This window comes from Sneathiella marina (assembly GCF_023746535.1).
Taxonomy (GTDB): Bacteria; Pseudomonadota; Alphaproteobacteria; order Sneathiellales; family Sneathiellaceae; genus Sneathiella; species Sneathiella marina.
On the sequence record NZ_CP098747.1, the window covers coordinates 1,429,174 to 1,445,235 of the forward strand.

The window sequence follows — 16,062 nt, forward strand, 5'->3', positions numbered from 1 at the left end:
CAGGCATGCGTTTATTGGGCCTTGATCCAGGACTTCGCCATACCGGGTGGGGGATCATAGAAGTGGAAGGCAACAGTCTTCGCCATCTCGGCAATGGGGCTGTTGCTTCTGATGGAACCCTTGGCCTATCTGAGAGGCTGGTGCAGCTTTATGACGGTATCAATCAGGTAATTATCGACTGGCAGCCGACGGAGGCAGCCGTTGAGGAAACTTTTGTGAACAAAAACCCGGTTTCTACCTTGAAACTCGGGCAGGCGAGGGGGATTGCCTTGCTGGTTCCATCGTTGCACGGTCTGGCTGTTGAAGAATATGCGCCTAACAAGATCAAGAAATCTGTTGTCGGGGCCGGCCACGCCGGTAAGCATCAAATTCATGCAATGGTTGGCATGCTTTTACCCGGATGCAAGATTTCCAACGAGCATGCGGCGGATGCCCTGGCGGTTGCCATTTGTCATGCTCATTATGCGGGAAGCAATCGCAGCCTAAAGAAAGCGACAATGATGGTAGGGCGCTCAACATGATTGCAAAGCTTACCGGAAAACTAGATAGCACCGGCGAGGATTGGGTGATCATTGATGTCGGGGGCGTCGGCTATGTGGTTTTTTGCTCTGGCCGGACATTGAGAGCATTACCGGAAAAGGGCGGCATTGTAAGCTTGCATATCGAAACCCACGTCCGTGAAGATCATATTCATCTTTATGGCTTTCAGGAAGTGGCCGAACGGTCATGGTTTTTGTTGTTACAGACTGTCCAGGGTGTGGGCGCGAAAGTCGCGCTTGCTGTTCTTTCTCTGTATGGCAGTGAGGAGCTAACACAAATAATAGCTGCAGGTGATAAAACCGCGCTGACCCGGGTGACCGGCGTCGGCCCGAAAGTTGCCGGACGGGTGACGGCGGAGCTGAAAGATAAAGTCGCGAAAATGGATCTGGGCCCCGTCGCATTTGCCGCTGAAGTTTCAACATCTGCAAATCCGGGAGGAAAGGCAACGCAAGCAGCGGCAGGGGATGCTGTTTCTGCGTTGGTTAATCTTGGATACGGGCGAGCAGATGCCTTTGGGGCGGTGGCTTCCGCCGCACGGGCCCTCGGGCCGGAGGCAACGGTTGAAGCGCTGATCACGGCAGGATTGAAGGAGCTCGCTGCATGACTGAAGAGCGTCTGGTGGGGGCCGGCCAAGGAGAACAAGATCTGGTGGAAAGTCAGTTTCGCCCCCAGGTTTTAGAAGATTTTATCGGTCAAAAACAAGTGCGGGAAAACCTGGGTATTTTCATTCAGGCTGCAAAAACCCGCGGTGAAGCGCTTGATCACGTTATGTTTTTTGGGCCGCCGGGCTTGGGGAAAACCACCCTGTCGCAGATTGTCGCCCGAGAACTGGGTGTAAGTTTCAGGGCGACGGCTGGCCCCGTTATCACGAAAGCAGGTGACCTGGCAGCATTGCTTACTAACCTTGAGGAAAATGACGTTCTCTTTATCGATGAAATCCATCGCTTGAGTCCCGCGGTCGAAGAAATATTGTATCCTGCCATGGAAGATTTTCATCTGGATCTGATTATTGGCGAAGGACCTTCGGCCAGGTCCGTTCGTATTGATTTGCCGCCCTTTACCCTGGTTGGGGCGACCACGCGTTCGGGGTTGATTACAACGCCCCTTCGGGAACGATTTGGTATTCCGTTGCGGATGAATTTCTACGAGCCAGATGAATTGAAGCTTATTGTTGCCCGTGGTGCCCGTGTGTTGGGTGTAAATCTAAGTGAAGACGGTGCCATCGAAATTGCTAATCGCAGCCGCGGAACTCCGCGTGTAGCCGGGCGATTGCTCCGCCGGGTGCGCGATTTTGCGTCGGTTGCCGGTGCGGATTTGGTTGATGCTGTCAAAGCCGATGCTGCCCTCAATCGCCTGGAAGTGGACAAAAGAGGCTTGGATGCAATGGACAGGCGCTATCTGGGGCGGATCGCCCATGATTTTGGGGGCGGGCCAGTTGGCGTTGAAACCTTATCTGCGGCTTTGTCCGAACCTCGAGATGCCATCGAGGATATCATTGAGCCTTATTTGATCCAGCAAGGCTTTTTACAAAGAACGCCGCGGGGCCGTCTATTGACGAAAGCAGCCTTTGACCATCTCGGCCTAGCTTTTCCCAAGGAAATAAGCGCGCAGCTTAATCTCATTGAAGAAGACACTCGTGATGACTGAGGAACGGATGTTGGGGAAGTTTGTCACAGAGGATAAAACTGTCCGTCATGTTTTTCCGGTCCAGATCTACTGGGAAGATACGGATGCGGGCGGGATTGTCTACTATGCCAACTATTTGAAATTTACGGAACGGGCGCGAACGGACATGCTGCGCGGTCTTGGTATTAATCAACAGCAAATGATGGTTGAAGAGGGCGCCAATTTCGTTGTTCGGGCCTGCGGCATTGAATATTTCCGTCCGGCGCGGATGGATGATCAGCTGGATATTTTGACGACGCTTACCGATTTGCGAGGGGCCTCGCTGCATATGCAACAGGATATTCGATTAGGCAGTGACATTATTGTGACAACAAAGGTGCGTGTCGCCTGTTTGGGGGGTAGCGGAAGGCCTCAGCGTCTTTCTTCTGCCATAAATGATAAGTTTAATGCAATATTAGGATCTTCGGAAGATTTTGCGCATTCTTTAGCCAGGGAAGACTAAATGGAAAACGAAACGATTGTCGTTACCCAAGAATTGGGAGGCGCCGCACATGATTTATCTATGATCGGTCTGTTTTTACAGGCCGATATTGTTGTTCAGATAGTGATGATTGTTCTAATACTTGCTTCGTTTTGGAGTTGGGCGATTATTATTGATAAATCCTTGCGGTTTCGTCGATTGAGCACAGATTGTGACGACTTTGAAAATGAATTTTGGGCTGGCGGTAATCTGGAAGATTTATACCGTCGCGTTGGACCGAGCCCCGATAATCCCCTGGCAATGTTGTTCGCGGCCGCAATGAAAGAATGGTCCCGCTCAACCGAAAAAGGCATCGACAAGCATTCTCATACAGGCTTGCAAGCGCGAATTCATCAGGTTATGCGGGTCACCATTGATCGCGAAGTAGAGCGGCTTGAAAAATATTTGGGCTTTTTGGCTACAGTCGGATCCACGGCAACTTTTCTAGGTTTGTTTGGGACTGTTTGGGGCATAATGAATAGCTTCCAGTCTATTGCCGCAACGCGTGATACCAGTTTGGCGGTCGTTGCACCGGGCATTGCCGAAGCACTTTTCGCAACCGCCTTGGGGTTGGTCGCCGCTATCCCGGCTGTTGTGGCCTACAATAAATTTTCCAATGATTTACAAAGAATTATTACTCGCCTTGAAGGGTTCGCCGGAGAATTTTCAGCGATCCTGTCGCGTCAGTTAGACCAGGGCGACTAATTATGGATAATAACCATTTCACAGCCTTTACCGGCAAGGGGCGCCGGCGTCGCCATCAACAGATGTCTGAAATCAATGTGACACCCTTTGTCGATGTCATGCTGGTTTTGCTTATTGTTTTTATGGTGACGGCGCCTTTGTTGACAGTTGGCGTCCCGCTGGATTTACCCAATACCAAATCGACGACGGTTCAGGGAAATGACGAGCCACTGGTTATCAGCGTCGATAGTGCAGGGCTGGTGTATCTGGAAGATACGGTTATTGAATTGGAAAATCTTGTTCCGAAATTACAGGCCGTTACCGGTGCAAAGCAAGATCAACGGATTTTCGTACGGGGTGACACCAATGTAGCCTATGGGCGCGTCCTGCAGGTTATGGGTGAAATTCAAAGCGCTGGCTTTAAACGGGTTGCGATGGTGTCGTCGAGTAAACCCGATACCAAAGCCGATACACAAAAAGATAAAAAGCAGTAAGGGATCTTTTTTAGGATGAGGGTGTCTGCGCTAACATCGGCTGTGTTGCATATGCTGATCCTCGTGATCATGTATACCGGCTTGCCGTTATTTACGGACCCGAAGATATATGAACAATCGGCAATCATTGAAGTTGAAATCGTTGATATTGCGGATATCACCAATTTGCCTGATCCCGCACCTGAGCCAAAGCCGGAACCAAAGCCAGAACCCGAGCCAAAGCCGGAACCAAAGCCCGAGCCAAAGTCGGAACCAAAACCGGAGCTCGAACCCGAACCCGAGCCGGCTCCAGAGCCCGAGCCCGCACCTGAACCTGAACCTGAGCCAGAGCCGGAACCCGCACCAGAGCCAGAACCGGAACCTGCCCCCAAAGTGGTGCAGCCGGTACCGACACCCAAAGTAAAACCGAAACCAAAACCCAAGCCGAAGCCGGTCGAGCCTAAGAAACCCGAGCCAAAACCAGAAGCGAAACCGAAGAAAAAAACATTTGATTTGAAGCAAATGAAGGCGCTTTTGGATAAGAAGAAAAAAGAGCAGGCGGCGAGCCAGCCGAAGGAAACTGACACAAAAAAGACAAATTCCACTGAAAAAGTGCGGAATTCATCGACCAAGGCTTCAGATGCCTCGCTGCCGATGACGCTAGGGGATAAGGATGCTTTGAGACAGCAGGTCCAGAGATGCTGGAGCCCGCCACTTGGAGCTGCGGATGCAGAAGGCCTGATTGTGACGTTGGATATAAAATTAAATAAGGACGGCACATTGATTGGTTCTCCAATTATTGCTAATGGTTCATCAATAAAAAGCGACGTCCATCGTGTTGCTGCCGAAAGCGCGGTCCGGGCAGTTTTACAATGTGGTCCCTATAAATTACCGCTGGAAAAATATGAAAGCTGGCGGGAAGTGAAGATGAATTTCGATCCGAAGGATATGTTCAGGTAATGGGAATTGTGATGATTAAAACTCTACGTAGATCTTCTGTTTTCCTGGCTGCATTAGCCCTGCTGCTTGCTTGTTCAAGTGCGGCGAGAGCCGAGCTTGTCATTGATATTACGCAAGGTAACATCAAGCCCCTGCCAATCGCCGTTACAGATCTCTATAGCCAAACGGAAACGACGGCTAAAATCGGGAAGCAGATAGCTGAGGTTATCCGCGCCGATCTCGAACGATCTGGCCTTTTCAAACCCATTGACCAACGCGCATTCTTGCAAAAACCAGTCGATTTGCAGGTTATTCCGGTTTTTGCCAATTGGCGGAAGATAAATGCGCAAGCGCTTTCTACCGGATTGGTGCGTGCGCTGGGGGACGGGCAGATTAATGTTCAGTTCCGGTTATGGGATGTTTTGGCTGATACGCATATTGATAGCGGACAACTGACCGGACCACCGTCGAGCTGGCGTGAAATGGCCCATCGAATTGCTGATGTTATTTACAAGCGTCTCACAGGCGAGCAGGGATATTTCAATACCAAAGTTGTCTACGTGTCGGAGTCAGGCCCTGCAGATCGCCGGATCAAGCGCCTTGCCATAATGGATCAGGATGGCGAAAATCATAAATTTCTTACGGATGGTAAAAATCTGGTTTTAACGCCTCGATTTTCACCAACACCAAGTTCAACCGAAATAACGTATCTTTCGTATTTCAATAATAAGCCTCGCGTTTATCTTTTTAACATTGATACCGGCCAGCAGGAGATCCTCGGCGAGTTCCCAGGCATGACATTTGCGCCACGGTTTTCACCATCGGGAAATCAGGTTGTCATGAGCATGGCAAAAGATGGAAATACTGAAATATATATCATGGATTTGCGAACCCGGGAAATTAAGCGATTGACCAATCATCTAGGGATTGACACGGCTCCGTCCTTCTCTCCCGATGGGACTCAAATCGTTTTTGAATCGGACCGTGGTGGCCGCCAACAGATCTATACAATGAACACTGACGGCTCAAATGTGAAGCGGATCAGCTTCGGTAGTGGCAATTATGGCACACCTGTATGGTCGCCTCGCGGTGATTTGATTGCTTTTACCAAATTTACTGGGGGCCAATTCTCCATAGGCGTTATGCGGACTGATGGTTCGCAGGAACGCATTTTGACTGAAGGTTTCCATAATGAGGGGCCTACCTGGGCGCCAAATGGGCGTGTTTTGATGTTTTTCAGACAAATTCCGGGAAAAAATGACGGCACAGGCGATAAAGTTAGCTTGTGGTCTATAGATTTAACGGGATATAACGAACGGGAGGTTATCTCACCGCGTGACGGATCGGATCCGGCATGGTCGCCGTTGTTTTAATCCGGCGATTGTCTTTGCTGTTCGGCTTGAACAGGTGAGGGCGAAACAGTATAGTTTGCGAAAGCAAAATTCAGGGGGATTATCTTTGTATAATTCGCATAGATACACAGTGTATCCGTGTTTTATTTAAGATACCCAAAGTTCAATGATTTCCAGAGGATGGGAGTTAAGTAAATGCGGTTCAATTTAGGTCTTAAAACCTTAAGTATATTCACAGCTTTAGTACTCGTTGCTGCCTGTGAAACAGCACCAACAGAAACAGGTGATAGTGCCGGTGGGGGCGCAACAACCCAGACCAGCGGAACATCAGGTTCTTCAACAACAGTAACTGTAACAGAAACAACGCGCGTTCAGCCAGGCAGTCAGGAAGATCTTGTCCTGAATGTTGGCGATCGGGTGTTCTTCGGTTTCGACAAATATGACCTTTCCGATGAAGCGCAAGCGACATTGCAGCGTCAGGCAGCGTGGCTTAACGCCAATCCTGCGGTTACCCTTCTGATCGAAGGCAACACAGACGAACGCGGTACCAGAGAATACAACCTGGCGCTCGGCGAACGCCGGGCAACTGCAGTTGTGAATTACCTCGTTACTCTTGGTATTTCATCGGGTCGGCTTTCCACGATCTCTTATGGTAAGGAACGGCCTGTCGCACTTGGACATAACGAAGCTGCTTGGGCGCAAAATCGTCGCTCTGTATCTGTCGTAAACTAAGCGCGATATATAGATTAATAGACGCCCGCTGCCGCGCTAACATGTTAGCGACGACGGTGGGCGTTTCTTATTTGATGGCCGTGTAATTGGCAATGAGCATCAAATTTTCTTAAAAATCATAAAAATGCCAATATTCATGGCCAGTTTGTAGGCGGCAATGGAAAGTCTTATCTTTTACCTGAGGGCAGAGAAGAGGGCGAGCGAGTGACAAAAAACATCCTATTTGGAACAGGCATTCGTATCCTGCGGGTCTGTCAACCGGTGAAAACCGTATCTAGATGTCTTGTGGCAGTTTCTATTCTTTTCGCCACCACAACTTTATCCTTTGCACAGAGCAGTGAAGTACAGGCTCTCATAGATCGTATCAACCGGCTGGAACTCGACCTTAATGATGTTCAACGTCAGCTTTATAATGGGACGCCACCGCCACCGCGTCCCCAAGCAGCACCCTCGACAAGCGCACCTTCAACATTAGGAACTACCGGCAATACCAGCGGGTTGGCCTTGTTAACGGGCCGTATTTCTGCCATTGAGGATGAACAGCGCCGCTTAACGGGCGCCCAGGAAGAAACCCTGTTTAAAATTGATCAGGTAAAGAACCGCCTCGACAAACTGGTAAAAGATGTTGATTTCAGATTAACGGCAATAGAACGGCAACTCGGCGGCGGGGCCGGAACAGCAGTTCTCGTGCCACCTCAGGGGCAGACGGGTAACACTGCCGCTACATCGAATACTGTTGTTATAGATAGTGGGTCTGTACCGGAAGGCAGCAAGGTTCTTGGTACGGTGGCGGCACCGACGACGGCTGGCGGGGGTACTGCGAATAATACCGCTGCTTCCACCGCGGCAGCTGGCGTAGCGACAGCAGCAGTCGTTGGAAATTTACCGGCGGGAAGTCCGTCAGAACAATATAACTATGCAATTTCACTTGTTCGTGCGGGGGAATACGATCAGGCTGAAGCGGCATTTTCCGAGTTTTTACAGCAGCATAAAGATCACGACCTTGCAGGAAACGCCCAATATTGGTTGGGAGAAACATTTTATGTGCGCGGGGATTACCCCAATGCGGCTTCTGCCTTCTTTGAAGGGTATGAAACCTATCCAGACAATTCAAAAGCTGCTGATAACTTGCTGAAGCTCGCCATGACATTGGGCCGCATGGACCAAAAAGAAGAAGCCTGTGCAACATTTGCCCAAATTGACAAGCAGTTTAATACGTTACCAGCTCGTCTCGTTCGGTCAATAAATAGAGAGAAGCAGAAGTTAGAGTGTTCCGGCTAACTGGCGTATAATTCTGTTTATGGCGGAATCTACTTTACAGCAAAGATTTAATCAAAAACTGGACAGCCTCATCGGGCTGGCCCGGGAAAGACGGCTGGCAGTAGCCGTTTCAGGCGGGTCGGACAGCATGGCGCTGGCCTTGCTTGCCCGACACTGGGCAGCTGAAAATTCAGTTGATCTTGAAATTTTGACGGTGGATCACGGATTGCGACCGGCTTCGAAACAAGAAGCGGTCACTGTTGGGGGGTGGATGAAGCTCCTTGATTTACCCCATGCATCTCTTGTTTGGGACGGTCCGCATCCAACTTCAGGAATACAAAACGCAGCGCGGGAAGCGAGATATCGTTTGATGGCCGCATATTGCAAGGCGCGGAATATTCAGGTTCTTTTGCTAGGACATCAACTCGAGGATCAACTGGAAACTTTCCTGATGCGGTTCTCCAAGGGTAGCGGGCTGGAAGGGCTCGCTTCCATGAGAGAGGAAAGTCAACAGTTTGGTATTCGGCTGCTCCGGCCTCTTCTGGGATTTAAACGCCAGGAATTGCGTGACTTTTTGACAGAGGAGAAACAATCCTGGCTTGACGATCCAAGCAACGAAAACCCGCAATTTACGCGAACCCAGATAGGCCCCATTTTATCTGATTTGCAAGCTTTGCCCGGAAGCAGTCTTGAAACGATTGCCTTGTCTGTTGAAAGGGTATCCCGGGCGTCAATAGCCTTACAGGAAGTAACTACGCTGCGATTTGATACATTCTGTCGGTTAAGCCCATATGGATTTATCCAGTTTCCCTCTGATACCATCCCTGGCTGCCCGAAGGAAGTCGGGCTTCGGTTGCTGGTCCTGGCCATTTCATCCGTACGCGGGGAGCATATGCCCGTAAAATTGCAATCCCTGGAGAATATTTACGAACGACTGTTTGAAAGGGAAACGAGCGTATCGGAAACCATTGCTGGTGTACAAATCAGCAAATTCGCAAAAGGTTGGCTGGTGAGCCGGGAACCAGGTCGCCGCGGATTGCCGGAGATATCACTGGCGGGTAAAACAGAGACTGTCTGGGATCAACGATTTCAAATTATTGATACCGCCGCAGAAAAAGACCGTGATCCGCTGCTGTTGATCAAACGAATCGGGCCAATTGGATGGCGCCACCTGCAAGCGGCAAACCCCAGTAAAGCGGAGACGGAGCTGCCGGCGAAGGTCAGAAATAATCTACCAGCAGTGTGGCTGGGCGATAGAATGGTGGCTGCACCCCTATTTTCACCGGTTCTCGATCAGTCCGTCATTGCAAAGGACCGCTTCAAAATGGTATTCAAAGCCTTAATTTAAACTTGTCGGTCAAGTATAAATAACTGTTGCCCTATTGGAACTTGATGTTAATGAATTATATCTAAGATGGTTTCCAATTAATAAGTTTTACATTAACGCGGTTAAACCAAGGATGGTTTGATCAAGGAAGGATGATTTTTCGTGAATCTCTTTGGCAAAAATATGGTGCTTTGGGTAGTGATCGCGCTGCTTGTTGTAGCGCTGTTCAATATCTTCAGCGACTCCCCGACGCGTGACGCGGGATCGTCTCTTCCATATTCGACTTTCCTGACTGAAGTCGAAAATAGCAAAGTCACTGAAGTTACAATTCAGGGGCATAATATCAAGGGCAAGACTTCTGACGGGCGATCGTTTACGACATATGCTCCGGAAGACAGCACTTTGGTGAGCAAACTGAATTCCCATGGTGTAATCATTAACGCAGCGCCGAAAGAAGAAGGCAGCATGCTCATGACAACATTGTTGTCCTGGTTCCCCATGCTCTTGTTGATTGGTGTCTGGATCTTCTTCATGCGCCAAATGCAAGGTGGCGGCGGTAAGGCGATGGGCTTTGGTAAATCCAAGGCAAAATTGCTGACAGAGAAACATGGCCGCGTAACTTTTGAGGATGTGGCGGGTATTGAGGAGGCGAAAGAAGAGCTGGAAGAAGTTGTGGATTTTCTTAAAAGCCCACAAAAATACCAGCGCCTTGGTGGTAAAATTCCAAAGGGTGTTCTTTTAATAGGTCCTCCGGGTACCGGTAAAACTCTCCTTGCACGTTCTGTAGCAGGTGAAGCAAACGTTCCTTTCTTTACAATTTCCGGTTCGGATTTTGTAGAAATGTTTGTCGGTGTCGGCGCGAGCCGCGTTCGAGATATGTTCGAGCAAGGTAAAAAGAATGCGCCTTGTATCATCTTTATTGACGAGATTGACGCAGTGGGACGACATCGTGGTGCCGGCCTGGGTGGCGGTAACGATGAGCGAGAGCAGACATTGAACCAGATGCTGGTTGAGATGGATGGTTTCGAGACGAACGAAGGTGTTATTCTTCTTGCCGCAACCAACCGTCCGGACGTTCTTGATCCGGCACTTTTGCGCCCTGGTCGTTTTGACCGCCAGGTTGTCGTGCCGAACCCGGATATTATTGGCCGTGAGAAAATTCTGAAAGTCCATATGCGTAAGGTGCCGTTGGCCCAAGACGTGGATGCCCGGACAATTGCACGTGGCACTCCAGGGTTCTCAGGCGCCGATCTTGCCAATCTGGTAAATGAGGCTGCGTTGCTGGCCGCCCGTAAATCGCGCCGGCTTGTTACGCAGCAAGAGTTCGAAGAAGCCAAAGACAAGGTCATGATGGGCGCCGAGCGGCGGTCAATGGTAATGTCGGAGGAAGAAAAAGAGCTTACGGCTTACCATGAAGGTGGTCATGCGCTTGTTGGGATGCATATGAAGGCATCGGATCCTGTTCACAAAGCGACGATCATTCCACGCGGCCGGGCCCTTGGAATGGTGATGCGGTTACCGGAAAAAGATAGTTACTCGTTACGGCGGGATCAGTGTTTGGCGCATTTGGCTGTTGCTATGGGTGGGCGAATTGCCGAAGAGATGATTTTCGGGCATGACGCTGTCACAACCGGAGCTTCGGGTGATATCAAGATGGCGACGGATATGGCGCGCCGTATGGTCACCGAATGGGGCCTTTCGGACAAACTTGGACCGTTGCTTTACGGATCTAATCAGGAAGAAGTCTTTTTAGGTCATTCTGTTGCACAGCAAAAAAACGTTTCCGATGCAACGGCGGAGATCATTGATTCAGAAGTACGTCGTTTTGTCGAAGAAGGGGAGGCGACGGCCCGTAAAATTCTGACGGATAATATTGATCAATTGCATCGCGTCGCCAAAGGCCTGCTGGAATACGAGACACTGAGTGGCGATGAGATTAAAATATTGATGGAAGGTGGCGATATCGATCGCCCTGAAGATATCGAGACACCTGTCGACAGTGGACCAAGTTCCACAGTCCCGGAAGCGGATGGCCATAAAAAATCTGGTGGTTCGACAGGCGGCATGGAACCGGAACCTCAACCTGGATCGTAGGGGTATTGGTTGATGAAGGCTAATGAAAAAGGCTCCGTTTTACCGCGGGGCCTTTCTTCTGCAACAACCGCTTACCTTGCCACGGCTGCAGGGCAGATAGATCAATTTCAACTGGCGCTGCGAGAGTCATCTGGCATCATTCACTGGTGCAAGGCTAGCCGGATAGAGTTATTAAACTGGTGCGCCGGTGAAAATGAGGGTCTTTCAACAGATGTTAGAAATCAAGTTTCGGCGTTGGATCAATCGACAAACCGGAAACTATCAGCGCCAACCCCAAAAATCATGGGTATTCTTAACGTAACACCGGATAGTTTTTCCGATGGCGGGCAGCATTATGATGCAAATGTTGCCATTGAGCGCGCCCATGAGATGGTTGCGGAAGGGGCGGATATCCTCGATATCGGCGGCGAAAGTACGCGCCCCGGTGCCGATTTGGTCAGCATTGATGAAGAAATTGAAAGGATTGTCCCGGTAATCGAAGGGTGCAGGTCTTTGAATGTCGAGATTTCGATCGATACCCGAAAAGAGCCAGTCATGAAAGCAGCCGTTGCTGCTGGGGCAACTATGATCAACGATGTTTCTGCGCTTGAGTTTGATACCAGTAGCTTAGATTTCCTTGCATCCAATTTACTTCCAGTATGCCTGATGCATGGTTCTGCAGACCCGAAGACCATGCAGATTGACCCCAAATATAATCATGTATTATTGGATGTTATCGACTATCTGAAAAAGCGAATTGGCTGTTGCGAAGGCCATGGAATTCAGCGCAATCGGATCGTGGTTGATCCCGGCATCGGTTTTGGCAAAACACTGGATCATAATCTTACCTTAATAAAAGGGCTGCCATTTCTGCAATCCTTGGGGTGCGGGATCCTTCTTGGCGTTTCGCGCAAATCATTTATCGGGCGTTTAAGCGGTGAAAACAGGGCCGAAAACCGGATCGGCGGGTCAATAGCTGCAGCTCTGTACGGTGCGACGGCTGGCGCCGGAATTCTTCGTGTGCATGATGTTCACGAAACACGACAAGCTGTTAAAATTTGGCAATCCCTCGACAGTGCCTCTTTTTAGACATGTTTTAAGAGTTTGGTGCTATGTTGTCGGCGAATTTACCTTGACTGTAAGAGTAATTAAATGACGCGAAAATATTTTGGAACGGATGGAATTCGAGGAACCGCTAATCAGGAGCCGATGACAGCTGAAATCGCTCTCAGGGTTGGTAAGTCAGCGGGGAAAAAATTTGCCGGGCGCGGGAACTTTCGGCACCGTGTTGTGATCGGTAAAGATACGAGATTATCCGGCTACATGGTTGAACCAGCATTAACAGCTGGTTTTACATCGGCAGGAATGGACGTCATCCTGGTCGGTCCGCTGCCGACACCTGCAATCGCGATGCTCACAAGGTCGTTACGTGCGGATCTCGGTGTGATGATCTCAGCATCCCATAATTCATTTGAAGATAATGGAATAAAGCTGTTTGGCCCGGATGGTTATAAGCTGTCTGACGAGGTCGAGATGAGCATTGAAGAGGATATCATAGACGATAGTAATATCGTCTTGGCGGAACCAAAACTACTAGGTCGGGCCCAACGCCTTGATGATGCACAAGGAAGGTATATTGAATTCGCCAAGAGCAGCTTTCCGCGCCGCCAGCTTTTGAAGGGCCTCAAGATTGTTGTCGATTGTGCGAACGGTGCCGCTTACAAAGTGGCGCCGACAGTTCTGTGGGAACTGGAAGCTGACGTTATTTCCATGGGTGTTTCACCAAACGGATTTAATATTAATAAGGATTGTGGATCCACCTCAACGGCAGCTATGTGCAAACGTGTTGTTGAGGAGGGAGCGGATCTGGGGATCGCTCTTGACGGTGATGCCGATCGGCTCTTGATATGTGATGAAAAAGGACGATTGATTGACGGGGATCAATTAATGGCCCTTATTGCGAAAACCTGGCAGCAACGCGATCAATTGCGAGGTGGTGGTATTGTTTCCACCGTAATGTCCAACATGGGCCTTGAAAAATTCCTGGAGGATATCAACCTTACTCTGGTGCGTACGGGCGTTGGCGATCGTTATGTGGTCGAACATATGCGCCGACATGATTTCAATGTCGGCGGGGAGCAGTCGGGACATATCGTTCTCAATGATTATAGTACGACTGGTGATGGATTGATTGCAGCGCTTCAGGTTCTTTCCGTGATTGTTGATGAAAAAAAGCCGGTGAGTGAGGTCTGTCATAATTTTGAGCCCTATCCGCAGGTCCTGAAGAATGTACGCTTTAAAAAAGGCGACCCTCTGGCAGCGGAAGCGGTCAAAAAAGCCATTAATGACGGGGAAATTCGCCTAGGCAATGAGGGGCGCCTGCTGATCCGTAAATCAGGAACTGAACCATTGATCCGAGTAATGGGCGAGGGGGTAAATGACGACTTAGTTAATGAGATCGTTGATAATATTGTAAGTGAAGTAACGGCTTCGGCCGAGTAAAATAAAACGGGGGGAGTCCATGCAAGGACGAGTTTTAATCATCGCTGGTTCTGATTCCGGCGGTGGTGCTGGTATCCAGGCTGACATAAAAACTGTGACAGCGCTTAATGGATTTGCCGCGACTGCGATTACCGCGCTAACAGCGCAAAATACATTGGGGGTTCAATCAATTGAGGACGTTTCCGCGCAGTTCGTAATCGAACAAATTCGGGTAGTTCTTGAAGACATTGGCGCAGATGCCATTAAAATTGGCATGCTGCATCGCCGCGAAATCGTCGAGGCAGTTGCTGACTATTTTGATGCCGAAAATAATTTACCACCCGTAATTCTCGACCCGGTAATGATCGCCAAGGGCGGGGCGGCTCTGGTCGCCGATGATGCAAGTGACGCCATTAAGTCACGGTTAATTACCTCCCACACACATATTCTCACGCCAAATATTCCCGAAGCTGAACAACTCACCGGCTTAAAAATCGAGAGTTTGTCGGATATGGAGAAAGCTGGGCGCAAATTGCTGGAGATGGGACCGATTGCCGTATTGATGAAAGGCGGTCATAGAGACGGCGAATATGTAGTAGACCTACTGGTTTCGCCAGAAGGTGTGCAAAGCTTTTCTCATGAACGCTTTGACACGCTTCATACCCATGGCACGGGCTGTACGCTATCTTCCGCCATCGCGACGGGAATTGCTCAAGGCTTCCCCGTTAAAAAAGCGATTGGACGGGCACTAAGATATGTCCATACCGCAATTGAACAGGCGCCGGGTATCGGCGGTGGACATGGCCCGCTTGATCATGCCCACAACGTAATGCCCTTTGATTAGATAGGGCGTTTAGCGCATAAAAAGTCAGATTTTGCCAAGAACGTCGATCAATTTATCGATTTCATTCTCGGTGTTATAATAATGGAAGGATGACCTTATCAGCCTGTCGATGCCTCGTTTGTTCAAGTCAAATCGGGTGCTGTTAATATCGGTTATGGACACGTTGATTTTATTGTCGGTCAAATGTGCCTTTATCGCATCTACGGAATGATCCCTATGCTCGAAGGTGACAATACCTCCTTTTTCAGCGCCGATATCCTGAACGGTTACGCCAGGAATTTGCGAAAGGGCTGTTCGCGCAGTCGCAGCAATCTCACGCAAGCGCGCTGAGGCTGCGTCGATACCGATTTCCTGCAAATAATCAATTGCTGTTCCGAGCCCGATTACGCCTGCTGTATTGAACTCCCAGTTTTCAAACCTTCTGGCACTCGGATCCATTTCGTAGGAAGTCAGTTCCGTCCATCTGGCGCTATGCAAGTCCAGGAATGGTGGATCCAGTTCACCCAGAAATCCTTTGCGGACATAGAGAAAACCCGTCCCTCTCGGTCCCCGTATATATTTCCGGCCTGTCGCGGATAGCATATCGCAACCAATGGCTTCGACATCAATAGGAATTTGCCCGACAGCCTGGCAAGCATCCAGTAAATAGGGAATACCATGACGCTGGGCGACGACACCAATATCGGCAGCCGGATTAATAAGGCCGCCGTTGGTGGGTATATGGGTTACGGATATCAATTTAACCCTGTCGTCGATCATGTTTTCGAGGGCGGTCACGTCCATCTGGCCGCTATCGTCGCTGGGAACGAAATCAATAACAACACCCTTGCGCTCGGCCATTTGCAGATAGGCAATGACATTGGCTGCATATTCCGCCTCCGCCGTTAAAATGCGGTCACCTGGTTGGAAATGTAGACCGTAAAAAGCCATTTGCCAGGCGACGGTCGCATTTTCGACGAGCGCTATTTCAGATCGATCACAGTTTATGAGCTCGGCAATTGCATCATAGGTCCGTTCAAAAGCCGGTTTGGCACGTGCAGCTGCTTCGTAGCCACCGATATTGAGCTCCAAATCCAGATGGTCTTTAACCGACAGATATACAGGGAGTGGCATCAGGGCTGCTCCCGCATTGTTCAGGTGAACACGATTTTGTATGCCCGGTGTTTCTTGCCGGATCTTGTCAATATTGAAAGACATTGAGTTTTTTTCCT

General features: G+C 49.6%; 16 protein-coding genes. 15 read left to right on the top strand and 1 reads right to left on the bottom strand.

What is annotated here, in order from left to right; all coding sequences use genetic code 11:
- Positions 1 to 5: 5 nt before the first annotated feature.
- The 15 genes from ruvC (at position 6) to thiD (ending at position 14,851) form a co-directional block, all read left to right on the top strand.
- Positions 6 to 521, top strand: coding sequence for a crossover junction endodeoxyribonuclease RuvC (gene ruvC, locus NBZ79_RS06850; protein WP_251936702.1), 516 nt, complete (start codon positions 6 to 8; stop codon positions 519 to 521).
- Entirely contained in the window at positions 518 to 1,144 is a 627-nt protein-coding gene (gene ruvA, locus NBZ79_RS06855; RefSeq protein WP_251936704.1) for a Holliday junction branch migration protein RuvA, read from the top strand. The genes ruvC and ruvA overlap by 4 nt, the downstream gene beginning before the upstream one ends.
- Positions 1,141 to 2,187: a Holliday junction branch migration DNA helicase RuvB gene (gene ruvB, locus NBZ79_RS06860; RefSeq protein ID WP_251936706.1), complete on the top strand. Its 1,047-nt coding sequence runs from the start codon at positions 1,141 to 1,143 to the stop codon at positions 2,185 to 2,187. The genes ruvA and ruvB overlap by 4 nt, the downstream gene beginning before the upstream one ends.
- Positions 2,180 to 2,668, top strand: a complete 489-nt coding sequence (gene ybgC, locus NBZ79_RS06865; protein ID WP_251936708.1) for a tol-pal system-associated acyl-CoA thioesterase — start codon at positions 2,180 to 2,182, stop codon at positions 2,666 to 2,668. Before ruvB ends, ybgC begins: the two co-directional genes overlap by 8 nt.
- Positions 2,669 to 3,391, top strand: a complete 723-nt coding sequence (tolQ, locus tag NBZ79_RS06870; protein ID WP_251936710.1) for a protein TolQ — start codon at positions 2,669 to 2,671, stop codon at positions 3,389 to 3,391.
- Between the two features lie 2 nt (positions 3,392 to 3,393).
- Positions 3,394 to 3,864, top strand: a complete 471-nt coding sequence (gene tolR, locus NBZ79_RS06875; protein ID WP_251936712.1) for a protein TolR — start codon at positions 3,394 to 3,396, stop codon at positions 3,862 to 3,864.
- Between the two features lie 21 nt (positions 3,865 to 3,885).
- Positions 3,886 to 4,803 carry a cell envelope integrity protein TolA gene (locus NBZ79_RS06880; protein ID WP_251936715.1) on the top strand — a complete coding sequence of 306 codons (918 nt, stop codon included), beginning with the start codon at positions 3,886 to 3,888 and terminating at the stop codon, positions 4,801 to 4,803.
- Between the two features lie 11 nt (positions 4,804 to 4,814).
- Positions 4,815 to 6,155, top strand: coding sequence for a Tol-Pal system beta propeller repeat protein TolB (gene tolB, locus NBZ79_RS06885; protein WP_251936717.1), 1,341 nt, complete (start codon positions 4,815 to 4,817; stop codon positions 6,153 to 6,155).
- A gap of 174 nt (positions 6,156 to 6,329) precedes the next feature.
- Positions 6,330 to 6,866, top strand: coding sequence for a peptidoglycan-associated lipoprotein Pal (pal, locus tag NBZ79_RS06890; RefSeq protein WP_251936720.1), 537 nt, complete (start codon positions 6,330 to 6,332; stop codon positions 6,864 to 6,866).
- Positions 6,867 to 7,070: 204 nt separating this feature from the next.
- Positions 7,071 to 8,147, top strand: coding sequence for a tol-pal system protein YbgF (gene ybgF / locus NBZ79_RS06895; protein ID WP_251936723.1), 1,077 nt, complete (start codon positions 7,071 to 7,073; stop codon positions 8,145 to 8,147).
- A gap of 19 nt (positions 8,148 to 8,166) precedes the next feature.
- On the top strand, positions 8,167 to 9,474 hold the full coding sequence (tilS, locus tag NBZ79_RS06900) for a tRNA lysidine(34) synthetase TilS (RefSeq protein ID WP_251936725.1): 1,308 nt from the start codon (positions 8,167 to 8,169) through the stop codon (positions 9,472 to 9,474).
- A gap of 141 nt (positions 9,475 to 9,615) precedes the next feature.
- Positions 9,616 to 11,547, top strand: coding sequence for an ATP-dependent zinc metalloprotease FtsH (ftsH, locus tag NBZ79_RS06905; protein WP_274706899.1), 1,932 nt, complete (start codon positions 9,616 to 9,618; stop codon positions 11,545 to 11,547).
- 12 nt (positions 11,548 to 11,559) lie between these two features.
- The gene (folP, locus tag NBZ79_RS06910) at positions 11,560 to 12,615 is read left to right on the top strand and encodes a dihydropteroate synthase (protein ID WP_251936728.1); all 1,056 of its coding nucleotides are present in this window, start codon (positions 11,560 to 11,562) and stop codon (positions 12,613 to 12,615) included.
- Between the two features lie 63 nt (positions 12,616 to 12,678).
- Positions 12,679 to 14,028, top strand: a complete 1,350-nt coding sequence (glmM, locus tag NBZ79_RS06915) for a phosphoglucosamine mutase (RefSeq protein ID WP_251936731.1) — start codon at positions 12,679 to 12,681, stop codon at positions 14,026 to 14,028.
- A gap of 19 nt (positions 14,029 to 14,047) precedes the next feature.
- The gene (thiD, locus tag NBZ79_RS06920) at positions 14,048 to 14,851 is read left to right on the top strand and encodes a bifunctional hydroxymethylpyrimidine kinase/phosphomethylpyrimidine kinase (protein ID WP_251936734.1); all 804 of its coding nucleotides are present in this window, start codon (positions 14,048 to 14,050) and stop codon (positions 14,849 to 14,851) included.
- A 24-nt stretch (positions 14,852 to 14,875) separates the two neighbouring features.
- Here the strand turns inward: thiD and NBZ79_RS06925 are convergent, their stop codons facing one another.
- Entirely contained in the window at positions 14,876 to 16,048 is a 1,173-nt protein-coding gene (locus NBZ79_RS06925) for an aminotransferase class V-fold PLP-dependent enzyme (protein WP_251936736.1), read from the bottom strand.
- Between the last annotated feature and the right edge of the window lie 14 nt (positions 16,049 to 16,062).

Excerpts from the sequence above, each read along its gene's own strand:
- ruvC (WP_251936702.1), top strand. The coding sequence starts at position 6 with ATGCGTTTATTGGGCCTTGATCCAGGACTTCGCCATACCGGGTGGGGG.
- ruvA (WP_251936704.1), top strand. The coding sequence starts at position 518 with ATGATTGCAAAGCTTACCGGAAAACTAGATAGCACCGGCGAGGATTGG.
- ruvB (WP_251936706.1), top strand. The coding sequence starts at position 1,141 with ATGACTGAAGAGCGTCTGGTGGGGGCCGGCCAAGGAGAACAAGATCTG.
- ybgC (WP_251936708.1), top strand. The coding sequence starts at position 2,180 with ATGACTGAGGAACGGATGTTGGGGAAGTTTGTCACAGAGGATAAAACT.
- tolQ (WP_251936710.1), top strand. The coding sequence starts at position 2,669 with ATGGAAAACGAAACGATTGTCGTTACCCAAGAATTGGGAGGCGCCGCA.
- tolR (WP_251936712.1), top strand. The coding sequence starts at position 3,394 with ATGGATAATAACCATTTCACAGCCTTTACCGGCAAGGGGCGCCGGCGT.
- tolB (WP_251936717.1), top strand. The coding sequence starts at position 4,815 with ATGATTAAAACTCTACGTAGATCTTCTGTTTTCCTGGCTGCATTAGCC.
- pal (WP_251936720.1), top strand. The coding sequence starts at position 6,330 with ATGCGGTTCAATTTAGGTCTTAAAACCTTAAGTATATTCACAGCTTTA.
- tilS (WP_251936725.1), top strand. The coding sequence starts at position 8,167 with ATGGCGGAATCTACTTTACAGCAAAGATTTAATCAAAAACTGGACAGC.
- folP (WP_251936728.1), top strand. The coding sequence starts at position 11,560 with ATGAAGGCTAATGAAAAAGGCTCCGTTTTACCGCGGGGCCTTTCTTCT.
- glmM (WP_251936731.1), top strand. The coding sequence starts at position 12,679 with ATGACGCGAAAATATTTTGGAACGGATGGAATTCGAGGAACCGCTAAT.
- thiD (WP_251936734.1), top strand. The coding sequence starts at position 14,048 with ATGCAAGGACGAGTTTTAATCATCGCTGGTTCTGATTCCGGCGGTGGT.
- NBZ79_RS06925 (WP_251936736.1), bottom strand. The coding sequence starts at position 16,048 with ATGTCTTTCAATATTGACAAGATCCGGCAAGAAACACCGGGCATACAA.